This window comes from Pseudovibrio sp. W64, assembly GCF_001623145.1.
GTDB lineage: Bacteria > Pseudomonadota > Alphaproteobacteria > Rhizobiales > Stappiaceae > Pseudovibrio.
Genome location: NZ_LMCI01000008.1, coordinates 12108 through 36279 on the forward strand (window position 1 = coordinate 12108; position 24172 = coordinate 36279).

General features: G+C 52.6%; 22 protein-coding genes. 21 read left to right on the forward strand and 1 reads right to left on the reverse strand.

Translation table 11 applies throughout. The annotated features are described in order from the left end of the window. Positions 1–209: 209 nt before the first annotated feature. From PsW64_RS04455 to PsW64_RS04505, 10 genes are all read left to right on the forward strand, one after another. Positions 210–2075, forward strand: coding sequence for a ParB/RepB/Spo0J family partition protein (locus PsW64_RS04455; protein WP_063302827.1), 1866 nt, complete (start codon positions 210–212; stop codon positions 2073–2075). 482 nt (positions 2076–2557) lie between these two features. Then, a complete protein-coding gene (locus tag PsW64_RS04460; protein ID WP_063302828.1) occupies positions 2558–3259 on the forward strand; it encodes a hypothetical protein in 702 nt (233 codons plus the stop codon). A 1494-nt stretch (positions 3260–4753) separates the two neighbouring features. Then, complete coding sequence (locus tag PsW64_RS28320) at positions 4754–5080, forward strand: TraK family protein (RefSeq protein WP_063302830.1); 327 nt, start codon at positions 4754–4756, stop codon at positions 5078–5080. A gap of 36 nt (positions 5081–5116) precedes the next feature. Next, positions 5117–5821 carry a nucleotide-binding protein gene (locus tag PsW64_RS04475; protein ID WP_063291653.1) on the forward strand — a complete coding sequence of 235 codons (705 nt, stop codon included), beginning with the start codon at positions 5117–5119 and terminating at the stop codon, positions 5819–5821. Positions 5822–5901: 80 nt separating this feature from the next. Further along, positions 5902–6360, forward strand: a complete 459-nt coding sequence (locus PsW64_RS04480) for a hypothetical protein (protein WP_153042339.1) — start codon at positions 5902–5904, stop codon at positions 6358–6360. 7 nt (positions 6361–6367) lie between these two features. After that, the gene (locus PsW64_RS04485) at positions 6368–6685 is read left to right on the forward strand and encodes a TrbC/VirB2 family protein (protein ID WP_063302832.1); all 318 of its coding nucleotides are present in this window, start codon (positions 6368–6370) and stop codon (positions 6683–6685) included. A gap of 10 nt (positions 6686–6695) precedes the next feature. After that, positions 6696–7019, forward strand: a complete 324-nt coding sequence (locus PsW64_RS04490; protein WP_063302833.1) for a hypothetical protein — start codon at positions 6696–6698, stop codon at positions 7017–7019. Then, a complete protein-coding gene (locus PsW64_RS04495) occupies positions 7016–9373 on the forward strand; it encodes a VirB4 family type IV secretion system protein (protein ID WP_063302834.1) in 2358 nt (785 codons plus the stop codon). Before PsW64_RS04490 ends, PsW64_RS04495 begins: the two co-directional genes overlap by 4 nt. A 46-nt stretch (positions 9374–9419) precedes the next feature. After that, a complete protein-coding gene (locus PsW64_RS04500) occupies positions 9420–9992 on the forward strand; it encodes a hypothetical protein (RefSeq protein WP_063302835.1) in 573 nt (190 codons plus the stop codon). Continuing rightward, entirely contained in the window at positions 9989–10774 is a 786-nt protein-coding gene (locus PsW64_RS04505) for a hypothetical protein (protein ID WP_063302836.1), read from the forward strand. Before PsW64_RS04500 ends, PsW64_RS04505 begins: the two co-directional genes overlap by 4 nt. A gap of 17 nt (positions 10775–10791) precedes the next feature. On the opposite strand, the gene PsW64_RS04510 is transcribed toward PsW64_RS04505, so the two are convergent. Beyond that, positions 10792–11421, reverse strand: a complete 630-nt coding sequence (locus tag PsW64_RS04510) for a hypothetical protein (RefSeq protein WP_063302837.1) — start codon at positions 11419–11421, stop codon at positions 10792–10794. Here PsW64_RS04510 and PsW64_RS04515 point away from each other — a divergent pair. The 11 genes from PsW64_RS04515 to traI all read left to right on the forward strand — a co-directional run bounded on the left by PsW64_RS04515 (position 11420) and on the right by traI (position 24171). Then, positions 11420–12469, forward strand: a complete 1050-nt coding sequence (locus PsW64_RS04515; RefSeq protein WP_063302838.1) for a hypothetical protein — start codon at positions 11420–11422, stop codon at positions 12467–12469. The two genes, PsW64_RS04510 and PsW64_RS04515, sit on opposite strands and share 2 nt — an antisense overlap. A gap of 5 nt (positions 12470–12474) precedes the next feature. Then, positions 12475–12666 (forward strand): hypothetical protein, encoded by a 192-nt coding sequence (locus tag PsW64_RS04520; protein WP_063302839.1) that lies wholly within the window; start codon positions 12475–12477, stop codon positions 12664–12666. Further along, on the forward strand, positions 12659–13438 hold the full coding sequence (locus PsW64_RS04525; protein WP_063302840.1) for a VirB8/TrbF family protein: 780 nt from the start codon (positions 12659–12661) through the stop codon (positions 13436–13438). Before PsW64_RS04520 ends, PsW64_RS04525 begins: the two co-directional genes overlap by 8 nt. Beyond that, positions 13435–14421, forward strand: a complete 987-nt coding sequence (locus PsW64_RS04530) for a TrbG/VirB9 family P-type conjugative transfer protein (protein WP_063302841.1) — start codon at positions 13435–13437, stop codon at positions 14419–14421. The genes PsW64_RS04525 and PsW64_RS04530 overlap by 4 nt, the downstream gene beginning before the upstream one ends. A 1-nt stretch (position 14422) precedes the next feature. After that, positions 14423–15562 carry a TrbI/VirB10 family protein gene (locus PsW64_RS04535; protein WP_063302842.1) on the forward strand — a complete coding sequence of 380 codons (1140 nt, stop codon included), beginning with the start codon at positions 14423–14425 and terminating at the stop codon, positions 15560–15562. Positions 15563–15613: 51 nt separating this feature from the next. Beyond that, the gene (locus PsW64_RS04540) at positions 15614–18187 is read left to right on the forward strand and encodes a hypothetical protein (protein ID WP_153042340.1); all 2574 of its coding nucleotides are present in this window, start codon (positions 15614–15616) and stop codon (positions 18185–18187) included. Positions 18188–18323: 136 nt separating this feature from the next. Next, on the forward strand, positions 18324–19262 hold the full coding sequence (locus PsW64_RS04545; RefSeq protein WP_063291667.1) for an ATPase, T2SS/T4P/T4SS family: 939 nt from the start codon (positions 18324–18326) through the stop codon (positions 19260–19262). Beyond that, positions 19262–21319, forward strand: a complete 2058-nt coding sequence (locus PsW64_RS04550; protein WP_082831012.1) for a type IV secretory system conjugative DNA transfer family protein — start codon at positions 19262–19264, stop codon at positions 21317–21319. Before PsW64_RS04545 ends, PsW64_RS04550 begins: the two co-directional genes overlap by 1 nt. 51 nt (positions 21320–21370) lie before the next feature. After that, on the forward strand, positions 21371–22669 hold the full coding sequence (locus tag PsW64_RS04555; RefSeq protein ID WP_063291668.1) for a DUF5710 domain-containing protein: 1299 nt from the start codon (positions 21371–21373) through the stop codon (positions 22667–22669). Continuing rightward, positions 22666–23028 (forward strand): hypothetical protein, encoded by a 363-nt coding sequence (locus PsW64_RS04560; RefSeq protein WP_063291669.1) that lies wholly within the window; start codon positions 22666–22668, stop codon positions 23026–23028. The genes PsW64_RS04555 and PsW64_RS04560 overlap by 4 nt, the downstream gene beginning before the upstream one ends. A gap of 3 nt (positions 23029–23031) precedes the next feature. After that, positions 23032–24171: a TraI/MobA(P) family conjugative relaxase gene (gene traI / locus PsW64_RS04565; protein WP_063291670.1), complete on the forward strand. Its 1140-nt coding sequence runs from the start codon at positions 23032–23034 to the stop codon at positions 24169–24171. Position 24172: the final 1 nt, after the last annotated feature.

A 24172-nucleotide genomic window follows, 5' to 3' on the forward strand; every position in this document is an offset into this window, starting at 1 on the left:
ATCATTCATTTCTGTCGTTTTGACCTGAGGCGCTGCAGCAGGGCTCTCGCCCTCACGAAATCTAGATCGTCGCTCCCCTGACCACAATCTTTCCTCGCCCCCAGGGCTGCGGGAGATCATGGACAGCCTCTCTCCTCACTAGCTCCCGCTCACCCGTTTTGTTGACGAGGAAAATGAAAAACGGACCTTATCGATGCGGAGACAACATCATGACCAAGACCACCAACGGCAAACTGTTTTCCAACGTACCAGTTTCAAAGCTCACCTTGTCAGCACTGAACCCTCGCCAGAGCGTTGATCCCAGCGAGATTGAAATGCTGGCTCAGTCTATCAAGGCTTGTGGCCTGATTCAGAACCTTGTGGGCTTTGCTGAAGGGGACAGCATCGGCATCGTTGCTGGTGGTCGCCGCCTTCGTGCGTTGCAAGTCCTGCAAGAGAGCAAGGATATCCTTCCAAACTACAGCGTTGCCGTGCGCATCGCGGCCACGCAGCAGCAGGCGCTTCAGTGGGCCAATGCCGAGAACACCGCCCGGAAAGACCTCAATCCGGCGCAAGAGATCAAAGCATACCGCACCATGGCGCAAGCAGGTCACACACCTGATAGTATCGCAATCGCGTTTGCCCAGACCGTGCGCCACGTCAAAGGACGTTTGCGCCTTGCAGGACTGGCGCAGTGCATCCTTGACGCGCTGGCAGCTGGACAGATCACGCTTGATATCGCGGCAGCTTATACGGTTTCCAATGATCAGGAAAAGCAAGCAGAGATCTTTGGCCGCTTGAATGAGCGATGGGGCGGAGATCAGCCGCACACCATCAAGCGCAGTCTGATGGATGAGGTTGGAGAGGGCAACGACCGCCGAGCGGTGTTTGTTGGCCGTGAGGCTTATGAAGCTGCAGGGGGAGCGATCCGCGAAGACCTGTTTGGGGAAGAGGTTTATTATCTGGACAGCAACCTTTTAGAACAGCTTGCCACCGCTAAGCTTGAAGAAGCCCGCCAGAAGCTTCTGGCACAGGGCTGGAAGTGGGCAACAGCCAGTATCGAACTGCCAGAGCATACAGAACTGCGGGGCCTCAAGCGGCTTTATGCTGAAGATGTGCGCTTAAGCGAGGAGCAGGAAGAGCGCAGAGAGGCTCTTATCGAAGCGGAGTATGAAGAGCGGGCCACACCGGAAGAGTTGGAAGAACTGGAAGCACTGAGTGAGCTGCAGTTCCTCCCAGCTCAAAAGAGCGTTGCAGGGGTCTTTGTTGGCATCGGCTATCATGGGGACTTGAGAGCAGAGAAAGGCTATGTTGCGGCAGAAGATCAGGATGCAGCGATTGCCGCTGGTGTGCTGAAGGGCTCTCAAATCATCGCAGGCACGTCTCAGGAGCCAGAAAGCAAAGAGTACTCCCAAGCCTTGATGGACGATTTGAGCGCCATCCGCACAGGTGCCCTGCAGGCCGCTCTTTTGAATGAGGCAGAACTTGCAAAGGATATCGCGATCTTTTCCATGATCACCAAGAGCTATGAGGGCGACCTGCCTTGTAAAATCCAGTCTGGGACATGGCGCAATGAGGCTGAAGGTCACGGCCAGAACCTACCTGAAGAACTGACCCTTGCGAATGAGACCTCTCTTTATGGTGAAGATGTTGCAGTACAGTTTGCGGCCTTCCGCCTGAAGAGCGAGCAGGAAAAATCAACCCTTCTCACGCAGGCCGTTGCGCGGTCCTTTGCGGCTCGTATCGCCCTTGTCAGCGGGCACGTGCCGTTTGTTGAACTGGTGGCTGACACCGTCAGTCTTGATGCCCGCAAGACATGGACGCCGAACAATAAGTTTTTAAAGCGGCTTAAGTCCGGCCAGTTGGATGCGGTCAAGAGCTACATTGACGGCAAGCCAGTAGGACCAGAGTTCGCTAATATGAAGAAAGGCGACAAAGTATCCTGCCTTCATGGGCTGTTTAACAATGAGGCGGATCGCAATGGTCTTTCCAGTGAGGGCAAGGAGCGGATTGCAAACTGGGTTCCTGAATGCCTGAAGACCCAGTATCAGGCACCGGATATCTTGGAGGAAGAAATTCAGCAGCTCGCCGCATAAGAGGCAAGGCCACAGTGAGGGCCACAGGGAGGGCCAGCAGGAGGGAATGGAAGAGAAGGGGGCGGGTTCCGCGCCCTTCCTCTGTTTGAAGGTCAGGGCAGGTTAAATATAGTTTGTCTTGATGCGGGGCGATCTGGCTCACAAACGCTCACCGGGCTCTGCCGAGCCCAGCTCGCGCTTGCAAACCAGACCACACATGTTCTTAAAATGGGCTGGAGGCTGGCAAGCGCCCCGCGCACGGGCCACATGCCAGCCTCCAGCAAGCCGCACGTCTGTTCATTCTTTTCTGTCGTTTTGACCTGAGGGGCAGATGTTAGGGCTTGCGCCCTCACGAAAGCTAGATCGTCACTCGCCTGCCCACAATCTTCCTCGCCTTATGGGCTGCGGGAGAATGTGGACAGCCTCTCTCCTCACTAGCTCCCGCTCACCCGTTTGCTTGGCAAGGAAAATAGAAACGGACCACACCAAGACGGAGACAAATCATGTTGTATCTTCCAAGCCTGACGACCCTGAAAGAGTTCCTCTCTGACTTGTTTGTCAGCTCCGCCGATCACCAGCGCGAAGAGCTGGAGTTCAAAAATCGCCAGCATGACCCTGAAGCAGAGTTGTACTTTCAGATGTTGGATGATGAGGCGCAGCAGGAAGATGATTTGGATGATGAGTTCGAGGTGTTCCAACGGCTGGAAGCGGACCTGTCACAGGGTGAGTTTGCCTGCACCATCAGCGGAACGCATTGTTGTGAGGGATGGAACGCGGAAGCTGATATTGACTATCAGGAGATCATCGAGGCGGACACCTTTGAAGAGGTGATTGCGATCCTCTCTGAGCGTTACCACTGCGATTACTCATGGTCCGTAAGTGCACGGGACTGGAACGACAACACCTACAAGCACCGGTGTGAAGCTGAAGGCAACGAGCACGATTATTTCCATGAGTTCGACATTGATCCGGGCATGGGAGAATTTGCCTGCCTCATCAGTCCGGTATGTGAAGAGATTGCCTCAACCGGATACGCTGGCAATCTTGTCTTCATTCAAGCTGAAGAGTTTTCGCAGGTGATAAAGGAGCTTTCCACCCGCCTTGCGAAGGAAGGGGCGTGGAGCCTTCAGGCGATGGACTGTATGGGGCAGCGGTACAAACACGAGCACATTGAATGCAAAGACGTTGAATGGGCCGTGTACTGAAGACAGACAAAAAGCGCGGGATCACTCAGCCCTTGAGTGATCACCCATAGCAACCAAGGGGTGTATCTGTTACAAGCAGTTGAGAGTTTTGGGGCAAAAGCAGCGGCGCTGAGCCAACCGGCGCATCGGGAAAGATAGGCTCTCCCGACTGAGGCAACAGCCTTGCCCTAAAACCGGAGGGTGAACAGATGTGGTTTTTACCAATTTCTGTCACGCTGAAAATAAAAAAGACACGGAACAGTTGGCTACTGAGTCTCCGTGTCTCTTTTAAGTAAGTCAGAAAACGGCAGGGGGATTTTCTCCCTGCCACTCCGGTATACTACTCCGAAACTCCCTAAAAATCAAATAGCATCGCCGTGCAGAGTGGCTGTGATTTTGGGCTTGCTCCAAACCTTCCAGGCTACGCGGGATCTGCCGATCCCACTCCTCCTTCCAGCTTTGGCGCTGCGCTCATTTTTCTTGCCAACCGTCTGACAAGGCGAGCACTCGGCATCGGCACCCTTGCAGGGCACACGATGCCTCGCACTCGCCTTGTCAGCTCGGGGCGTGCGGCGCTTTGCGATCGCTCGTTGCACTCACAGATCACAAAGCGCCTTGTCGCGCGAAGCACGCGCAAGCTTTGCAAGCTCGCACTTGCTCCGCGCTCTGGTGATTGTTGCTGCTGTAACGGATTTTTCGTTTTCATTTCCATGTCGCCTTGACAGAAATTCCCTGCATCAGCTGAATAACTATGCAGTTATATTCAATCATCAGGGAATTTTCATGGTTTCTCTGAGTTTCTCCGACATTCGCTGAGAATCCCCTAGTTTGCGTGGTGAATTCTCTAAGTTTCTCCGAGTTTCTCCGTTTCGCAAGTGGGTTCTCCGAGTTTCTCCAAATATCTCTAACATTCTCTAAGGTTCCCCCGAGTGAAAGTTGGCAAGATATGCTAACCGGAGCCGGTTAGCGGAAATTCCACGAGTTGAGCCCAACCCGTACAATTGAGCTTATTCGCACTGTCGTGCTCAACGCTTTTTGCTGCGCAAATTTAAAGGAACTTGTGGTTGAGTTTATCTGTGGAAAACACGCTGAAGGAATTCCCTCAACTTTGAGTCAAAACCCTCAGATTTCTGCCGTTTTATATTATGGGTAAAAATTTAAGTAAAAACAAAGGCTTTACTTTGGGAAATCGTGACCAAAAAAGGGCTAGATAAAGTTGTAAGGATGCGTTATGCACGTCACTACTTGCTGCCATAGCAAAATGGCATGCGGCTCTGACGGTCATGAAGTTCTGGAAAAACTAACCGTCAGAGCCTTGCAAGTACCAAACATATCTTGGCACTCGCATAGGGAGAACCCACAACTCAAAATCAGTCGCAGCTCATCTCATATCCGCTATTGGATGTGAGGCTTAGCGTGTTTCGTCTCGAAACGCGATGGGCAGAGATGCGTCTTATTCCTTTATCCAAACATTAAACATCAGGGATACCCGTTTTACAGGCGGGTAGTCAAACAATGGCGCTTCCATGGGGAGATGCTCGAGCTCAATTTCAACTTGTGCGTGCGCATGTCGAGGCTGAGATCGGGAGAGGTGTGTCTACTCGTACGATCTTCGAGGCCCTTCGTGATGAAGGGAAGATCGATATGGCAAAGAAAACCTTTTATAAGTATGCGGCTAAGGCTTTGAACCTTAAGCCTGAATTGGCTCCAGGAAGTGCCATTGTACCACCACCCAAAACAGGAGGGAGCGGGTCAAATACACCCCAGGATCCGCTCCTTCCATCTCAACCTAAAGGTACAAACCGGTTCACCATGGCCGATTCCATTAAAGATTACGACTGATAGGTTTAAGCAAACATGAGATACGTAAACTTTGTAATGCAAGGAAAAGGCGGAGCCGGTAAGAGTTTTATTTCTCTTCTGCTTTGTGAGTATTTTCGGCAAGAAGGACGGAATCTTATTGCCATTGATACCGATCCAGTAAACCCTACTCTATCATCTTATAAGGCACTCAACTGTAACCTTATAAAGATGATGGATAACGCAGAGATCGATCATCGCAGCTTTGACGCCATTGTTGAGGGCATAATCGAATCAGATGATGAGACACATTTCGTCATTGATACGGGTGCAACCACCTTCTTACCGCTGGTCAAATACCTGGCTGAGAACGATGTGCTGGACCTCCTGCATGATCATGAATGCGAGATTGCCATCCATTCCGTGGTTAGCGGAGGAGGGGCAATCGACGCCACATTGTCCTGCATTGAGAAACTGTTTGAAGTATTCCCAAAGCAAAAAATTGTGCTTTGGAAGAACGAATACTCTGGACGGGCGGAGAAGAACGGTAAGCCATTTGAAGAGCTGAAGTTGTTTAAGGAAAATCAGGACCGGATATACGCTGTGCCTACTTTAGCGCAGCGCACCGGCTCTTCCTTCAACCACGACATTCAGGCCATGATTGAGCGCCGAAAGACCTTCTCTGAGGCCATTTTGGACGAAAATTTCGGTCTTATGACCCGTCAAAGGCTCAAAAAGGTCTGGTCTGACGTCTCCACGCAACTCGAAAACATGGCCTTGTAAGCGTGGGTGAGGATGTGATGGCGGCTATGACACCCGATTCGGAGCAAAATCAGGCAAATTTCGACTTTATAGAATCGGAAGTGTCAACCCCTCTGGAGGGTGCTCAGATTTCCTCGCTTGAAGATGTTCGTGCTTTGATCGCCAAAAAACATGGTGGTCAGTCCATGGGATCGGACGATCCGATCTGGATGCTCTACTCGCTGTTTGAGGTCTTCACCTCGGATTTGTCCGTGCTCCTTTCCGAGGTTGAAACCCGACAATCCGGCGAACGAGACAAGCTCAAAGCACTGGTTGGAGAGAGCGCAAAGATCCTTTCTGAGCAGATGCAGAGCGAATTATCGCGTCTTAGCGACACGCTCGGACAAATCCGCCAGAACGTTGAGGCGAGCTCAATTGAGGGCCTTTTGAAGCAGCAGGCTCAATTCTCGAACGAGCTTGGCGATCTCACATCCAAAATCAAACGCTTTTCATCGCCTCTGTATTTTTTCACCGCTCTGAACTGGATGTCAGTTGGAGCCCTTTATCTGATCATGAAGTAGGTTTGTCATGCACTCATCTAAGAATTCAAAGTCGCTTCTTACCCGCGAGGTCAAACTCGTTGTCTTTGCTGTTCTGCTTTTAAATCCGACGATCGCCTTTGCCGGCGCGGACTGGGCAAGCCCAGTTGTTACAACATTCGGCTTCCTTGAAAGCGGCATGGTTCAGATCGGTGCTGTTGTCGTTGGCCTTGGTGTGGTGGCCTTCGGTGCTTGGTCGGCCATGTCTGGCAGCATGCGCTGGGAGAGACTGGTCAACTACGTCATCGCAGCTATCATCATTGTAGCCGCCCCAACGGCTATCCGCGCCCTTGTTAATCTAGCCTAAGGGGGCGGGTATGCGAGTGCAGAACGGCGTTTATCGGCACCTTCAGTCACCCTCGACCATCTTTGGCATGCCGCCATTGTTTGCAGCTCTTGCGTTGGGTGGAGTGTTCTTTGTGGGCGCAATCTTAACCCTGGTGATTGATCCGCCGCTCGTCATGTTTCTGTGCATTTTCTCCATTCCCCCAGCCCTTGCCTTCACCATCGCCTTGCGCCGCAAGGATGCACATTGTGAGGCAACACTGTTGCTGCCTCACACCTTCTTCAAAGGCAATCAAGCCCGCAGCCTCATCGTCGGCGGGTCTTCAAAGACAACGACAAAGGGCAAGACAAAATGAGCCTCCTTCTTTCAACAGCAGCGACCTTGGGATTTGCAGGCGGCGCGGCCATGCTCGCCAATAAGGTATTGCGTCAGGATGGGCAGGGCAGTTTTGAGCAGGACTGGCTTGCAGATGAGCTGGACTTTGACGTTCTTTTTGAAGACCGCACCACCATTGCCCTTAAAGATGGAACCTTGTTCCGGGTGTTCCGGCTCAAAGGCGTTTCCTACGACACTATGAGTTTTGCGCAGCAGGAAACGCTTGCCCGCCAGCGCAGCAACATCCTGCACCAGCTTGGATCAAGCGGATCAGCGTTTCGCCTGATGGCCGTCAAACGGCTCAAGGACATTTCCTTTGAGGCGGACTGGCCCTCTCCGGCCTTAGCTGAAATCGGCAAAGCAGAGCAGGAGCTTTACAAACATGCCTACTCCATGAGCTGGTATATCCTGCTGGAAGCAACCACCTTTGAAACTTTGAACAAGCATTGCAAGGCGCTTCTTAACGGGTTTGAGAACTACCAGGTCACGCCGGTTGAGGCGGCAAAGGACCTTGATGAGCCGTGCGAATTAACCGCGTTCCTAACCTATCTGGTGTGCGGACATATGCCGGACAATGCAAAGCGCGTCAGCCGGTCTATCAACGCCAACCTGCCCGCCTGTGATCTCATCATCAACAAAGACGGGACGATCCTCACCCAAACCCCGCTCAAACACATTCATAAAACCATTGGCGTGAGTGAGTATCCAGATAGTGTCTCGGGCCTGATGATCTCCAGGGTGCTGGCCTTGTCTGCAGAGCTGGAAGTCATGCAGGTCTGTGTACCGCTCAGCTCAGAAAAGACCATTTTAGAATACACCCGCAAGAAGGCAGAGCAGCTCAACAGCTTCTTAACCTCCGGGGCCATGGTTACAGAGCTCTCGCACGCCACTGAAGCGCTCACCAACAGCACGAACACCATGTTCCAGACCCAGCTTCAGTTCACCGTCAGAGCGCGTACACAAGAAGAGCTGGATGAGGTGCTCGATCAGATTTCGGCGATTTTGAACACCCGCCGTGTCAAACATACAATCGAGACGGCCCCAGCTGCCAATTGCTGGTTTAACCGCCTGCCAGGACGGGGCAAACTGGTGCGCAAACTGCGACTGATGGATTATAACGTGGCCGCGCTCTGGCCGCTGCAATATTCTCCTGAAGGCATGTACTCCTCCCCGTTCGGGAACCGTCCTTTGCGTCTGTTCAAGACGCCAACAGGCCAGAACTATTCCTTCCAGTTCCATATTGCAGACAAACCTCAAGCTGCAGGGCACTACCTGATCTTTGCGCCGACCGGCACGGGTAAATCCACCTTGATCATGCATCTGCTTGGCGGGATCGCCAAGTTTGCAGGCGTGCGCAACTATGTCTTTGACAGTCTGGAGGGCGCGCGGTTCATGAGCGAAGTCATGGGCGGACAGTACCAGTCCTTTGACCAGCTCTCCCTTAACCCGCTTGATTGTGATCTTGACAATAAGAGCGCTCGCCAGCGGGCTGCGACCATGATGCGGATCATGCTGGGTGATCAGTATGTGCAGGAGATGGATGACCAGATCAATGACGTGCTCGATTTTGCAAGTGTCATGGATCGGGGTGAACGCACGTTCGACAGTATTTTCAAAGCCGCTTTTCCCTCAAACTCCGATATCAAGCGCGCTTTCACCAGATGGGTGAAGGATGAGCGGCTTGGAGAGGGGGCTTATAGCCATATCTTCAACGCCCCCCATGACAGCATCCGCACCTTTTTGGAGCAAAGCCATCTGGTCGGCATTGATATGACCGAGCCGCTTAAAGACCCGCTGCTTGGTCCTGCGCTGGTCACGCATATTTCCAGCGCCATTTATGAAGCGGCCAAGGTCAACCACAAAGGCTTTTCCATCTTTGTCGATGAGGCGGCCAACCTTTTGCGCAATGAAGGCTTCCGTCATCTCGTCGGGCAGATGTTCATGGAGTACCGCAAACTGGGCGGAGTTGTCGGGCTGGCCTTCCAGAACCCGGAAGCGCTGGTGGAGTTTGAAGGCTCAGCCAAGATCGTCAACAACGCCCCGAACCTTATGTTCATGGCTGGCTGTGGTGGCAGCGATAAAGCCCTTGAGCCGTTCAATCTGAGCGATGATCAGATCGCCTTTATTCGCGGTGAGGTGGATCTGGCAGGCGGCCGTCAGGTTCTTCTGGTCAAGCGTGATCTGGCCTCCGGCTTCAACGAGAGCACCATCATTGATGTGGACCTGTCCGGCCTTGGGGATGCCTTGCGGTTTTATCGCTCAGGCACCGGGCCAATGGCTGAACTTCGCAAAATTCAGGACGTGTGGGGCGAGCAATGGCTCGCTCATGTCTAACGGCACATGCAGGACTTAATCATCAAAGCGGCGGGAACAAAGTAAAATGAATGCATCTAACGGGACAGGTTCAAAACACTCCTATGACCATCAGGCTGATCGGTTGGACGATCACTATTCTTTTGGTGATTATTATGAGGGTGAGAACCTTTGTGACGACAACGGCTTAGACGAGGAAGGCGTTGAGGAGGAAGGATCTACTGATGAAGATCTTGTAGACGAAGATCTTTATCAGTACCGGCCTTCGTGGGGTGCTGTCATGGCGGCCTGCCTGACCTGCTTTGCTCTGGGATCATTCCTCTTCAGTGGGTCCGATGAAAGCGACATGGAAAATAGACTGTCCCGGTTGGAGGGGGCTGTTCATCTGGTTGCATCTGTGACGCCTATGCCTTTGTCTGCGACCTCTTTGACTGCGCAGCCTGTCATTATAGACCCTCCTGTCATCATTGATCGAGAGGCAAACCGGTTGGCTGCGCCTGAGATGATCTTCAAAAGGGAGGCGTTGGCCGCTCAGCCTGCCGCTGTGCCGCTAGAACCTGTGATGGAACCACAGCGAGTGGACGCGGGAAGTATCATTAAACTTTCCGAGACTGTTCCAGCAGTTGAGGTGGGGCAATGAGAGCGACACAAAGACTGATCTTTGCCGCGCTTGCCATTGCTCTGTCACTGGCCCTGATGAGCGCTCCAGGTTTTGCGACCCAGCCCGTATTTGACGTGAAGGCTGTGGCAGAGGCCAAAAATCAGATTGCGCAGATGAAACAACAGATCAAGACGCTCAAAGAGCAGCTTGATGTGGTCAAGGATGTGCGGGCAGGGATCGATAATACGCTTAAAAGCATCGGAGAGGTCTCCTCGATCTCGATCCCTTCCATCAACTTCAGCGACATTACCGGTCAGATCGTGTCTGACAATTCCTGCCTGGTTCCCGACTTTGAAAGCCTGATGCCGGATGTGAGCTTTGACGAGATGGATATGGGCTCGCTGTGCTCGCGTTCTGATGCCTATCAAAACGGTCTGGTGGCTGATCCCAAAGACATAGAGAGCATACCATGGTCGGAAAAAGAAAAAGCCCAGAACAGTGTTAAAAAGGCCCGCCTCAGTACGGTGGCCGATGCCTCGTTTAAAGGGCTGGCGCAGGCTGATATGGCGCAGGAAAACGCGGTTAAAACTCTGGGGGCGGCGCAAGAGCTCAAAAGCGAGGGGGCAAAGGCACAAACGGTCAATGAACGTCTGCAGGTGCTGATTGAAGTTAATTCCGCCCTGCTGCAAAGCCAGTCCCAGACCAATCAGCTGCTAGCCCAGCTTCTTAAAGTCTCTGCGGCTCAGTCCATTATTCAGGGCGTTCCGCTGGAAAGCGAGCTGGCAAAGGACGACATGAAGAAAAAGGGAGGTTCCTCATGACCTCCCAGACGCATTCCTCAGTTGCTTTGCAGGAATTCAAGCCTGCCTTCGCGTTTCAGTCGCTCATAACCAACCTTTTTCCACGCGCCCGGATCGGGCCTGTGCCAGTTGGGAATGGCGCAGCCGTCCATGACGAAGCCAAGAACGCGGGTGTGTTTTTCGCAGTAAAAGCGCTCAAAGGCTTCCCAATCTTCAGGGTGCCACGGGGCTTTACCGGAGATTTTTCCATCCCATGCAAGTTCCAACAGGCTCAGATCGTGGTAGCGGGCAATAGCGTCCTGATCCGGGCTTTGCAAAAACACCTCCCGGTCCACCTGAGCCCGAAGTTCTCGTCCGGCCTTAGTCCACTGATTGTCTGGAATACTCATGTATTTGACCTTCCAGCGAGGTTTGAACTCGGCCTTCGCCGCCTGTTCAAAGGCTTTGTAGTCAGGTTCATATTTGGCAAGCTCGGCCGCAACATCGGTTGGGCTCTTCAGGTTGTTCCAGGCCCATTTGACGTAAGCCAGATCAAGGAATCTGGTGTCTTTTATCCCATCAAAAATATTGGTGGCCCCATAGCCTTTGAGAACAATGGAGCCCTTCAAATGATTGATGTCGGGCGCAGCCTGGGCCGCACCAATAAATCCGACGAGGGAGATGGTCATGAGTAACGGTTGTATCAGCTGCCCCTTGATTGAGCAGTATGTTGAGAGCGGGTCATTTTTCGTCAATAAATACATGGAAATAGCCTATGAGCCGATGCTGGTAATATTTGCCAGTCTAGCATGTTTATGGGCGGTTTGGCAGGGATTTAAACTGGCTACAGCCACCACGGATTTAACCTGGGTCGCCTCCCAGTTTGTGTTCTTGTTCTTTGGTTTTGGCGTGCTCACGGCCCTCAAATTCGGCCTTGCCGGAATGATCTATGAAGCGACCACGACCTTAATGTTCGGTATCCCAGGTGCGCTCATGGGGGCTGGCAGTGGCGCGGATGCCATCACCGGCCTTGTCACCGAGCTGGAAGCTGCCTTTACCCAGCCCTTTGCAATGGCAAAAACCATGATGAATGGGGCAGGGTGGTTAGAAAAGTTCGGGATCGTGCTCTTTGTCGCCGCGCTGATGCTGCCCTTTATCATCATGATGATTGTGTTCGTGGTCCATGTGGCAATTGGCCTGTTCCGGATCATGATGGTGTGCCTGCTGGCTCCTTATGTGATCTCCATGGCTGCATTTCCCTTTGGCCGTGAGAAAATCGGCTCCGGGGTCTCCACTCTTTTGACCTCAATCCTGACGCTGGTTGCAGTCACGCTGGTGTTCAAGCTGATTATTACTGGCATCGGCAATCTTATGCCGGGTGGTGAGCAAATCAGCTCTGATGTTTTAGATGATACCGCCTGGAAGGCTTACATCCTTGTGATCCTGACCGCGTGGTCGGGTGTGGCGCTGGTGCAGGAAGCAACCTCACTGGCCGGCACACTGGCACAAGTGACGCTCAATGCCGCCACTCCGGGTGCGATGATGAGCGGGGCAGCTCAAACAGCCGGGGCTTACGGCAAAGGCATTGCTGCTGGAGCCAAAGGCGGCTGGAGCGCTGGTAAGGCAGCGCTTGGCGTGAGTAATGCCACGCTCAGTGACAAAGCCGCTGACATGAGCCTGCAATCTGGCGGCAATCCCAATTCCAAAGCAACCGATGCCCTGAAATCAGAGAAGTAATTATCATGAGCAAACCGTTCCTCTTCACGCTTTCCCCTGGCCTGTTTCTGGCTCTGTTTCTGGCTGGCTGCGCCTCCAATGCAGAAATGCCCTACGCCCCGGTTGATACGGACGAAATGCGTCCCTCGCCCTGTGCCTGCGTAGATCTGGACTACCAGCCGCAAAGCTTTGAGTGGGTGGAGGCGGCCCATGTTTAAAAGAAGGCGGCAAGACAAGGGAAAGAGCGAGCCTAAGGGGGCACTGCATCAAGGACTTGCGGTCCCTGTTCAGGACAACGCGCCTGATGTGGGCGTTCCTGATAAAGACCAGGCACAGCGCAAGGCGGTGCTGGATGCAGATCCGTTTGCCTATAAAAGCGCCCATCGGCGCATGGTGACGCTGTTCAGGATCTCAGCCGGTCTCAATGTTGTTTTGGGCGTGTGTCTGGCGTTGGCCTTGCAGGCCATTGCGGTTGCCCTGCCTCTTAAGACGACGGAAATCGCGCTGCTACGTGTCGATCCGGCAGATGAGCGGATTTACCGGGTCGAGCCGATCTCTGTCGAGGTCGATGGCTTTGAGTTGATGTTGGAGAAAATGGCTCGTCGCTATGTGGCGCAGATCCTCGCCGTTGATGGTATCTCTCAAGGCTCACGGTTTCAGGAAGTCGCCACGTATTCCGATCAGGATTTTTACCGTCAGTTCTTGAAAGAAAACGAAGGCCGCATCGATGAAGCGATTGAAGATGGTTTGAACCGCTCAATCACCGTTGAAAGCGCCAACCAGGTCGATGCTTATGGCGGGATCTACCAATACGCCGTTGACTTCATTCAAACAGACAGGATCGGCAGGGCAAAGCCTGAGCAATCCAGACTTCGCGCCTATGTGGAAATGACCACACGCCCGCAAGAAGTCACCAGCGTGGAGCGCTTTGAGAACCCCCTCGGCATTCGCATTTTAAAATTGGCTGTTCAGGAAAGACCGACCACATGAGCCCCCGTATTTCTCTTTTTCTTGTCACATTACTTGTTTCAAACACCGCTCTTGCCCAGACCTCATTGGACCGCGGTCCTCAAACACCAAACCAGCGGGTTGCGCAGGGTCAGCAGGTAGCGTCAAATGTTGCTGCCAGTGTGCCGCAGGATGCGCTCAAACAAGCAGCTGCGCAGCGGCGCGGCCAGTTTGGTCCCCTGAACCGCACGACCGTGCCATTGGGCCAGATCCAGAAGGCCTGGGATAAGGCTGGCAAGGATGGCGGCGTTCACACGCAGGTTGAATGCGGAACCTGCGTTTACCGGGTCCGTCTTCGCGAGTTCATGCTCACCGTGATCCAGCTTCCTGAAGACGTTAAGATTAAAAACGCGGATGTGGCGGATGTGAACTTGTTTGACACCAAAGTGCGCAATGACACCACGTTGGTCATCAAGCCTTTGGCAGCAGGCGTTGACAGCTCCCTGCAGGTCTATGCTGAAGATGGCAGAGTGTTCAGTTTTTACCTGCGTGCAGAAACCGTCAATTCAAAGCATATTCCGGATCTGCAATTCAAGATCGAAAAACACCGATTGGTGCAATCGGCTTTGATCGAAGTTGCAGCAGGGGGATCGCCAGTGCCCTTGATGAATATGCCTGCTTACACTCCCAAGGGCGGCGAGACGAAGAAGGTGCCAGGCGATTATGTCAAACGCGCCAACATCGACCCCTCCAAACTGCGCGGCTGGGGAGAATACAAGCTTTGGGGATCTGACAACTCGTTAAAGCCTGAACTGGTGCTGCGTGATGATCACTTCACCTACATTTTTTACGGCGACAAATGGAATGATCTGGAGTTGCCGACCGCGTATGTGGTGGTCGATGGGATTGATGAACTGGTCAATACCCGCGTGTCCGGCAAGGCATACATCATTGAGAACACCAGCAAACTCATCACCTTAAAATCCGGTCAGTCCTACATGTGTATCCAGTACAAGGGTAACTAACATGAGTGTATGTGAGTTATTCCTTGCGGTTGGATTGAGTTTTGGTGGGGCGTGTGTCCCTGAGCCGGTTCTCTCTCGTGGTTTGCCGCCAAATGATGATGGTGTGTTTGAATATAAGCGGCCACCGGCTCCCAAGCCGGTGATACCGCCAGCACCGCCGCCGCCGCGTATCATCATGGCTCCTCCCATCGTGGTTGAAAAGGAAGTCAGCAAGGACGCGCCGCCCAGAACGATCATCAAGAAAGAATACATCACGGTCGAGAAGATCGTTGAGCCTCCAAAACCCATTGAGCCAAGCCCGTTCGAGCTGGAGCTGCAGGCTGCAAGAGCTGCTCGCTTTGGGACGCAAGGTTACATCACCTCGCAAGGCGTGCTGGCAAACGGGTTAGAGGGCAATGTTCCAGGTCTTGATGAAGGTCTAACGCGCACAGCGGCGCTCAACGTACCTCCTGCAGGTGGACTATCCGGTTCCTTCAGTCCTCCGGAAGGCATTGACCCGCAAAACAGCACCTACAAAGCGTCTGGCCGGATCTCCACCAGTGCGGTTGATAACAGCCGGATTGTGACGGCTGATCGCTACATCACCGGCATCATGGAAACCGGCATTAACAGCCAGCTTGCTGATGAGGGCACGGTCGTCATTCAGGTGAGCAGGGACGTTTACGGCTATCACGGGGCCAATCTTCTGGTTCCAAAAGGAAGCCGGATGATCTGCCGATATGAAAGCGCCAAGAAGGTTGGACAGACCCGTATCGGCTTCCAATGTGAGCGTGTTCTCATGGCTGAAAGCCGCGCTGAAATCTATCAGCTCAAAGCCAAGGTTGGCGATGCGCAGGGCTATGGCGGCATGTCCGGCCACGTCGATAATCGCTGGTGGGAGAAGTATGGCACTGCTGTGACCACCGTTGCCATTGGCGCAGGCGTTGAATCAGCCGTCACCATGGCTTCTGCCTATGGCTTAGAGGGCTCCGACACGATTGCCTCTGCCCTGACAGGCATCTCGGAGAACGTTGGCGAGTTGTCGGCAAAGTTTATGGAAGACACGGTCAATTTAAGGCCGGTCATCCGTATTTCCCAGGGCACCAGAGTTCAGATCAGACCTGAATATGACTGGTACCTGGCTCCACCTACCCAGCAGTAATGTGAGGTTATTTTGATGCGGAATATTTTAAGACTTTCAATGGTGGGGGCCATGTTGCTGACAAGTACAGCAGCCGGGTTCTCCCAAACAGCGGCCCCTCCAACACCCGCCGCGCAGGCGGTCGGGGCAGACAAGCCAACAACGAGTGCAGCGCAGGCCACCGCTGCCCTTCGTGAAAAGCTGTTTGCCGTTGCCGTGAAGCAGACCACACCCATTTTTGAGGGCAAAGCGGTTGAGCTTGCCTTGCAGATCAAGAAGGCCCCGCAGTTCACCGCGGGGGTCAACAAAGACGAAGTGTCAGTATCAGGTGTGAGCGCAGAAGGCTTCTCCCAATATGTCATGCATGATGGGAAGAAGATCGGGCAAGCTGTGCTCACACGCCTGACGAAGGGTGAGCGTTTTGTTGAACTCAATGCAGAAAACTTTTCTTCTCAGTTCGATGTTGAAGAGGATGCCATCAATCCGGAAGAAACACTTGATGTATCGGGCAATGAAGAAGAGCTGATCGCAGCGCTTAAAAAGCTCAATGCGCAAGAAGAGCCTGAGGACGACAAAGACAAGGACGATAAAGAAGACGACGAGAAGTACGAGGATGTTGACCGCGATGAGAATGGCGGGTCCGGTGCTGGGTCAGGCTCATCTGATGGTGGGGAGACGCCAGGACAAAACGGCTATGAGACACCTGATCGTAAAGAGGTGGAAGAAAAAGACGCTCCTGAGGAAGACCTGGAAGAAATCCGTGTGACCTTTGAGGGTTGCTCGCCAGTCATTGACCGCAATCAGGGCCAGGTGCGGGTTCAAAGCAAGACCCAGACGCTCAAAAAAGGCATTGTGGTTGAGGAAAGCGCGTGTTCAGACAGCGGGACCAATTTCACGATCCAGAAGAGCGGGGCAACCTGTGACGATAAGATCGATGTGACTGCCCGGATCGCAAAGCCGCAATATCTGGAATATTACGTCAACAGCCAGCAGGAGCGCATCCAGCTTTCTGATTGTCAGCCTGATCCAGATACAACATTCTCTATTACCGAGGATGACAGCTGCCCGATTGATATCGATCTGCAAAATGGCATGGCCTATATTGAAACCTCACTGGTCTACACCGATGGCAACAACAATCTGCAGACAGTACGCACTTGTGAGCGCTCCCAATTCTACCAGCCAATCAAAATGGCGCAGGTCACAGATGGCTGTAACGTTCGTCATGATTTCGGCAATAAACTTTCTACTGAAATGGCGATGTGGATCTATCAAAAGGACGAGCAGTTCTTCCAGGCCTCTCCTTGTAGTGTCACAGAAAACACCTATCCGCATGAGAAGGTGTTCAAGAAGAATGGCGTCGATATCTGCCAGACTATGGTGGATTTGAGCGGGCGCAGGGCTATTCCTCAGTACCGCACGCAGATCACAGTGAATGGCGCTGCGCAGTACATTGACCAGTGTACGCCCGATTCAAATGCTTCCGTTGAGATCAAATCCACCACAGAAGGCTGCATCAATCCGGCCGAGTTCAATCACGATATTGCAGCTGGTGTCTCTTATGGCCTTGAGCGGCATTATTATGAGAACCCGAACCGGTTTTATGTGAGTTCCTGTCAGCAGGGCGGAACAAGCTATACCCACAATGTGGAGCTGTCCTCGTGGAAGTATGATGACGAGAAGAAGGTTGCTCAGCCGCTTTCTGATGTGTCGATCAATGTGGCCGGTCAGGTGTATCCGCTGGCGTCAAACATGCTGCTGCCAGGTGCGCCGGAAATTGCTTACACTTCATTGGGTGAAGAGAGTGAGCAGAAGCCGGGTGGTCGTTATTTTGAAGGTTGTTACGGTTTCATTCCAACCAGGTTGACCGATGTTTTTGAACGCCCAGATGGAACACGTCATGAAGTTGCTTTGGGTGCTGGTACGCCATACGCGGAAGGCTATCAATGTAAATCAACCACTGAAGGCTGCATGACGCCAAGTGACTTCATTCATGACTTCACATCCGGTTACTCCTTCGGTCTGCAGCGGTTCTACTACAACAACCCGGATCGTAACTATGTTGGTTCTTGTGAGAAGGGCGACAAGACTTTTAATCACAATGTAGAAACAACCGGTTGGCAGAATAATGATGCCAAACTGAAAGCCAAACCTCTTTCTGATGTTTGGATCAGAGTTGCAGGTACCAACCATACTATTGCCAGCAAGAAACTGTTGTCCGGAGCACAGCAAGTTGCTTATTCGCTGACAAATGAAGAGGAAGTACCTCGTGCTGGCGATGCAACGTTTGATGGCTGTAACAAAACAGTCCCATCCACGTTAAGGCGTACGTATGAGCGGCCTGATGGTTCTGATTATGTCAAAACCGCAGGTGCCGGATCTGGTGTTGTCAGCGATGTTTGTACCCGTGTTACGGAACGCAAAACCAAACGCAAAACCACCTACTATAATCCGGGTGTTCCTACATGCTCGCGTGGTTTCATTACCAACGAGTATGAGAGAGAGGAATATCGGACCCGCACGAAGATCACGTATCCGGATGGAAAAGTGGAATACACCAGCTGGAAAGACCATTCGAGCTCAAAGCTCATTAAGAGCCTCGTGCGTAAAGACGGCAAAAGGTCGAATGACCGTGAGTATTGCTAGGGCTTAGCTGACACCAAAGGGTCTGGCAGGTACGGGCTTTGTACCTGCCAGACCTGATTAGAGTTTAAAAACGCAACCAACGCCAAGGGCTTGAAAGCAACTCCCAGAGGTCATTCTCAGGGTGAACGGGTAAGTTATGTCTGATCGACTGATAATGAAGCTTATGGAACCTTTAGCTGAGCTCTACAGCGATCCTAATGTAGTTGAGCTGCGCCAGATGCGGCCTCGGAAACTCATTCTGGAACATCGCAAGTCAGACCTGCAGCAGATCGAGACGCCAAATATCGGCTTCACCGAGATCCGGCGCATATGTCAGGCGCTTGCCAACTACAACGGCCTGAAGTTTTCTGAAAGTTCAAACCCCAATCTTTCCGTGTCACTTCCCGAGCGCCATCGTTTTGAGTGTCTGATTGGGCCAAGCACACAGAACGGCCTTTCCATGGCGGTGCGTTGTAAGCATCCCTATGAGATCAAGTTCGAAGATCTGGGGCTTAGCCAAATGATCATCGACTACATTGGTGAAGCCATGCAGAAGCGTTGGAATATTGCGATATCCGGCTCCACCAACACTGGCAAAACAACATTCCTGAACAAACTGCTTGGCCTCTTGCCTGTCCAAGAGCGCATTGTGTCATGTGAAGACACGCCGGAGTTGGAAGTTGAGCGCTTCTGGAATGGATCTGCGCTGTTTGCAGCTCGTGAAGCCTCACAAGGCGCAGGCCTGAGAACATGGGAGCAACTGTTCAATCACAAAATGCGTATCTCTCCAGATCGCATCATCTTCTCAGAGATCTCTACTGAAAATGCCTTTCCAGCTTTGAACGCGCTTAACACCGGCGCAAAGGGTTGGATGTGCACGATCCACGCTGACCGTGCTGAGATGGTGGTTGAGCGGTTCCAGCACAACATCGATATGTCAGGCATGAACCTGACAAAGCCAGTCAGCGAGTACTTCGACACGTTGGTTGATGTGGTCTTCCATATCACTCGTTTTGACCGCGGAGTGCGTCATGTCACTGACATTTACGAGGTCAAAAACAACCGTTACATCCTCAAAGACGGGAAACCTCAGTGATGCATGTATTCCCTCGCGTTGTTGCTCTTGTCTCCATATTTGCCTTCATCGCCGTCACGCTTGCAGGGTGGTATTACACGCTCGCGTTTGATCCCACCGATGCCCAGTGGTGGAAATGGCTTTATGCCTTTTACATTGAGACCAATGAACTCCCCCATGAGATCCTGATCCCGTTTGGCGGCGGATTTGTCGCCATGATCATCATCATGATTGTCGGCCGCATCCTCATGGAACAGGCGGGTAACAAAACGGTCTCTGGTGAGCGCGATTCAGGCTCGCTGCATGGCACGGCACGTTTTGCTGAAGATGCCGAGATCAAGGGCATGGGCTATCTGCGCGGCAAAGGCGTTGTGGTTGGTGGTCTGGAAGACAAGTTCAAAAACGCGGCCATGCTGCGCCATGACGGACCTGAACACGTGCTTGCCTTTGCCCCGACCCGTTCCGGTAAAGGCATCAGCGTGGTCATCCCGACCCTGCTGACCTGGCCTGGAAGCACCATCATCCTTGATATCAAGGGTGAGAACTACGCGAAGACTTCGGGTTGGAGAGCGGCGCAAGGCCAGAACGTCTTTTACTTTGAGCCGACTGCAACCGAAGGCTCTGCCCGTTACAACCCCTTAGAAGAGATCCGCATCGACACCGATTTCCAGATTGGTGACTGCATGAACGTTGCCAAGATGATCATCGACACCTCCGGCAAGGGGCTTCAAAACTTTTGGGAACAGGAAGGGTTTTCGTGGCTGTCTACGGCCATTTTGCATGTGCTTTACCGGGTACGCAATGAGGAAAAGCGCAAGGCAAATCTGGCCGATGTGCTCCACTTCCTGTCAGTCGGTGATGATGAAGCCGGTGATGATGAGCAAAAGCTTGATGCGCTTGTTAAAGCCAAAGCGGAGGGCAAGAAAAAGGACGAGGACGGATTTGAAAAGCTGTTGCTCGACATGGAGGGCTATGAGCACGGCAATGAGGGTGCTGACAAGGAAGTCCGGCGCGGGGCATCACGCATGCGCAAGCGGGCAGCCAATGAACGCTCAGGTGTCTCGTCCACGGCCACGGCTCAACTTGCGATCTTTGCAGATCCGATCATAGCGCGAAACACATCGGCCTGTGATTTTACCATTCATGATCTGATGAACGCGGATCAGCCGACCAATGTTTATCTGGTCCTCTCGCCTGCTGAGATTGGGCGCATGAAGGCGCTTATCCGCATCATCCTCAATCAGATGCTCACGCGCCTGACAGCCAAAATGTCCCATAATGAGGGTGAGACGCTTTACAAGCACCGCATGCTTTTGATGCTGGATGAGTTTCCCCAGCTCGGCAAGCTGGACATTTTTGAAAGCTCGCTTGCCTTCATGGCAGGTTATGGCCTCAAAGCTTTCCTGATCACGCAGGATATCACCCAGCTTCAAAGCGCCTATACCCGTGATGAGAGCATCATCTCCAACTGCCATGTGCGCATCGCCTATGCACCTAACAAGATCGAGACGGCTCGTGTTCTGTCTGACATGACCGGCAAGACAACGGTGGTGCAACGCAAGCGTTCGGTGTCAAAGAATTTAGAGCGGGGCGGTGCCAGTCTTTCGGAAAGTGTTTCTGAGACCTCACGGCCTTTGATGACACCCGATGAATGCATGTTGCTCCCCGGTCTCAAATACGATGAAGACGGCAGGGTTACTGCCCCAGGTGAGGTGCTGGTGTTCACAGCCGGTAAACCAACCATCAAGGGCCAGCAATACCTTTATTTCTTTGATGAGGTGATGAACGCCCGCTCCAAACTGAAACCTTCTGGCAACGTCAAAGCCGGAGTTCAGATTGAGAGCGGCAACAGTGCTCACCCTGCTGAAGATGGACCGACTTCGCCTGCGCAAGCTGTAATGCCAGAGCCCTCACCCAAGCCAGATATGGATAAACAGGTCGCGCCAGAGGTGATCCAGGAAGCTTTTGAGGCTGAGACTTGCAAATCCGGGACTGCAACTCAGAGCAATCCATTTCTTGGCCCCCTCAGCCGGGTTGCTGAAGGCCCGGCCACTGATAGCAAGGCTGGCGGCTCATGAGCTCAAAAGTTCTCATTCTTTCTGTCGTTTTAAACCCTGAGGAGATCCACCATGGCACAACGTGAGACCAAAGCCCCTGCCCGATCCAAGACACCCGTGCTTAAGCAAGGAAATGTGAGTGAGGCTGCAAACCGGGACAAGCGCGAGCGGACTTATCTGGCCGTTCCTTATGACGAGCGCGAGGAGGCTAAGAAACTTGGTGCCAGGTTTGATCGCAAAGCTAAGAGCTGGTTTGCGCCGACCGCTGAAATCGCGAAGGCAACGATGAAATGGTCGGTTGAAGGCAAAGCGCCTGCGGCTGAGCAAAAGCGCGATCCGGAAGGGGAGTTCAGCAAATGGTTAAGGTCTAAGAACGTCGTTCTTGGCGGCTTGGCACAGATGGATGGCAAGTGGCACCGGGTAAAAATTGACGGTGATCCAGACAAGAGTGCTTCTTATCGAGGTTTCCTTGAAGGTGGTGTTCCAAATGGGATGCTGCACAACTTCAGAGGCAAGCAAGAAAGGTGGGTTTTTGAAGACCTTAACCTTTCCAAAGATGAAATTCAGCGGGCCATTGAAGCTGGGAAAAAGGCATCAAGAAACCGGGATAATGAGCGCAGGCTGGATCAGGAAAAAGCTGCGAAGACAGCCTATGGGATATGGGCCAACATGACCGACTGGGCCAAGCCGTCAAACTGCGAGTACTTGAAACGAAAAAACGTCCTCGGGTTTGGTGTGAAGCTGGATAAAGACGCTCGCATGGTCATTCCGCTACGTGATACGGATCTTAAAATCCACTCGCTGCAGTTTGTTGGTGAAGGCAAACACTATCTCAAGCATGGCCGCAAAGAGGGGCTGTTCCATGCAATTGATCCAAAGCGTTACTTAAACGATGCGGAAAAGCCTGGACAGGGAGATACGCTTATCTTTGCAGAAGGCTACGCGACCGGTGCGTCCGTTCACAAACTCACAAATAAGCCAGTCATCGTGACATTTGATGCTGACAACCTGGTCAAGGTTGCCACAGCGCTGCGTGACAAATTCCCAGACGTGACCATGCTGTTTGCAGCTGATGATGACCATCATCTCACCACACGCGAAAAGCCTCTTCCCAATAAGGGAATGGAGAAAGCAATTGAGGCCGCGCAGGCCGTTGGCGGGTATGTGGTGCGCCCTCCCCTTAACAAGGCTGATAAAGCCAAAGGTCTGAAAGATTGGAACGATCTGACCACCGCGCGCGGCGAAGAAAGAGCGGCCTCCCAGTTCATTACGCAAGTCCGGTTGGCACGGAAGCTGGGAAACGCGCAGGAGCTTCAGATCGATACCACAAAATCTAAACAGCAAAGCTTTGAGCAGGAGATGAGCTTATGAAAATCGACAAGACAGGCTTTAAGTTCGGAAGAGGAAAGAATGAGAAAACGGCAGCGTTCAACCTTTACATGCCGCTCAGCGTGATTGCTGACATCAAAAAGCGGGCCAAAAAGCTGAACTGGAAATACGGTCATTACGTTGCCTACGTTTATGAAAACGTTGCCCATCCGGACCCGGCAAAACTAACCGCCATTGATGAGCTGAAAAAGGTCAATCACGACCAGGCGCGTTTGGGCAACCTTTTGAACGCTGGTCTGGCCGATATGGCGCTCAGGGCCAATCACGGCGAGATGGAAAAGCTCTTGCACGACATTCGCGACACGCAGAGCGCGCTCAAAGCAAAAGTATTGGCGCTCTGATCCATGATTGCACACAAGATAGACCGTAAATCCGGACAGAATTCTTTTAAGGCGCTGGCGCGTTATGTGGCTGCTGCCAAGGAAGACAATGAGAAGCTGGGCGATCTTTGGATTGAAAATTGCGAGCTGGCAAGCACCAAAGACGAACTGGAGCTTGCCATTGTCGAGATTGAAAACACGCAAAAGCACAACACCCGTGTGAAGGGCGACCGCTCCTATCACCTGGTGATCTCGTTTGCGGAAGGAGAAGTGCCCGAGCTGGCGGCATTGAAGGACATTGAAAAGTCCTTTGCCAAGGCGCTTGGCTTTGAAGAGCATGAGCGCATCATCGGCACTCACACCAATACAGACAACTACCACATGCACGTGGCGATCAATCGGATTCATCCCAAAACCTACAAGGTCCACACGCCCTATATGGATTTTGACGCTCTGGAGCGCACCCGTCTTGAGATGGAAGTGAAATACGGCCTGACCCGCACCAACGCCAAGGGCGAGGTGCTGGAGAAGACCAATCCAAAGGCAAGGGATTATGAGGCCAACACCTATGAGGTCTCCTTCTCCACTTATGTGAAGGATTACAAGCAAGAGCTTTTGAAGATCCGTGAAAGCTCTAAGACATGGCCGGAGTTCCATGAGGGCATCGCGGCGTATTCGCTGGAACTGAAGCAGCGCGGCAATGGCCTGGTGTTCAAGGAGCTGGACGGCCCGCGTTCGGAAAAAGCCAGCACGGTTCACCGTGACTTTTCTAAAAAGGCATTGGAAGACAAGTTCGGCCCCTATCAGGCAGCGGAGAAAGATCTCTCTCAGGCTAAGCGCAAGGACCGCTATGAACGCAGGCCGCTTTATGACCGGCACCGGGAAACCGATCTTTGGGAGAAGTTCACCGATCAGCTCAGTAAACCCAAGCGCAAACGCAAACACAGTTGGAAGTCGTTTCTAACGGATTACGCCCAGCTCAATCATGCGGCCATCGAGATGCTTAAAGGGGAAGAGGCCATGTTGTCCCTGATGGGACTTGGGTCAAGACGACAACCAGGACTGCTGGAGAAGCATTTTGGAGTGAAACTGCAAAAGCAAAAGCAGCACAAGGCTAAGCGGCCTGACAACGACAAGGTCAAAGACAAAGGCCGGGACAGATAAA

What these genes read in the sequence shown, in the direction of transcription:
- PsW64_RS04455 (WP_063302827.1), top strand. Translation starts at nt 210, where the DNA reads ATGACCAAGACCACCAACGGCAAACTGTTTTCCAACGTACCAGTTTCA.
- PsW64_RS04460 (WP_063302828.1), top strand. Translation starts at nt 2,558, where the DNA reads ATGTTGTATCTTCCAAGCCTGACGACCCTGAAAGAGTTCCTCTCTGAC.
- PsW64_RS28320 (WP_063302830.1), top strand. Translation starts at nt 4,754, where the DNA reads ATGGCGCTTCCATGGGGAGATGCTCGAGCTCAATTTCAACTTGTGCGT.
- PsW64_RS04475 (WP_063291653.1), top strand. Translation starts at nt 5,117, where the DNA reads ATGCAAGGAAAAGGCGGAGCCGGTAAGAGTTTTATTTCTCTTCTGCTT.
- PsW64_RS04485 (WP_063302832.1), top strand. Translation starts at nt 6,368, where the DNA reads ATGCACTCATCTAAGAATTCAAAGTCGCTTCTTACCCGCGAGGTCAAA.
- PsW64_RS04490 (WP_063302833.1), top strand. Translation starts at nt 6,696, where the DNA reads ATGCGAGTGCAGAACGGCGTTTATCGGCACCTTCAGTCACCCTCGACC.
- PsW64_RS04495 (WP_063302834.1), top strand. Translation starts at nt 7,016, where the DNA reads ATGAGCCTCCTTCTTTCAACAGCAGCGACCTTGGGATTTGCAGGCGGC.
- PsW64_RS04500 (WP_063302835.1), top strand. Translation starts at nt 9,420, where the DNA reads ATGAATGCATCTAACGGGACAGGTTCAAAACACTCCTATGACCATCAG.
- PsW64_RS04505 (WP_063302836.1), top strand. Translation starts at nt 9,989, where the DNA reads ATGAGAGCGACACAAAGACTGATCTTTGCCGCGCTTGCCATTGCTCTG.
- PsW64_RS04515 (WP_063302838.1), top strand. Translation starts at nt 11,420, where the DNA reads ATGAGTAACGGTTGTATCAGCTGCCCCTTGATTGAGCAGTATGTTGAG.
- PsW64_RS04510 (WP_063302837.1), bottom strand. Translation starts at nt 11,421, where the DNA reads ATGACCATCTCCCTCGTCGGATTTATTGGTGCGGCCCAGGCTGCGCCC.
- PsW64_RS04520 (WP_063302839.1), top strand. Translation starts at nt 12,475, where the DNA reads ATGAGCAAACCGTTCCTCTTCACGCTTTCCCCTGGCCTGTTTCTGGCT.
- PsW64_RS04525 (WP_063302840.1), top strand. Translation starts at nt 12,659, where the DNA reads ATGTTTAAAAGAAGGCGGCAAGACAAGGGAAAGAGCGAGCCTAAGGGG.
- PsW64_RS04530 (WP_063302841.1), top strand. Translation starts at nt 13,435, where the DNA reads ATGAGCCCCCGTATTTCTCTTTTTCTTGTCACATTACTTGTTTCAAAC.
- PsW64_RS04535 (WP_063302842.1), top strand. Translation starts at nt 14,423, where the DNA reads ATGAGTGTATGTGAGTTATTCCTTGCGGTTGGATTGAGTTTTGGTGGG.
- PsW64_RS04540 (WP_153042340.1), top strand. Translation starts at nt 15,614, where the DNA reads ATGTTGCTGACAAGTACAGCAGCCGGGTTCTCCCAAACAGCGGCCCCT.
- PsW64_RS04545 (WP_063291667.1), top strand. Translation starts at nt 18,324, where the DNA reads ATGTCTGATCGACTGATAATGAAGCTTATGGAACCTTTAGCTGAGCTC.
- PsW64_RS04550 (WP_082831012.1), top strand. Translation starts at nt 19,262, where the DNA reads ATGCATGTATTCCCTCGCGTTGTTGCTCTTGTCTCCATATTTGCCTTC.
- PsW64_RS04555 (WP_063291668.1), top strand. Translation starts at nt 21,371, where the DNA reads ATGGCACAACGTGAGACCAAAGCCCCTGCCCGATCCAAGACACCCGTG.
- PsW64_RS04560 (WP_063291669.1), top strand. Translation starts at nt 22,666, where the DNA reads ATGAAAATCGACAAGACAGGCTTTAAGTTCGGAAGAGGAAAGAATGAG.
- traI (WP_063291670.1), top strand. Translation starts at nt 23,032, where the DNA reads ATGATTGCACACAAGATAGACCGTAAATCCGGACAGAATTCTTTTAAG.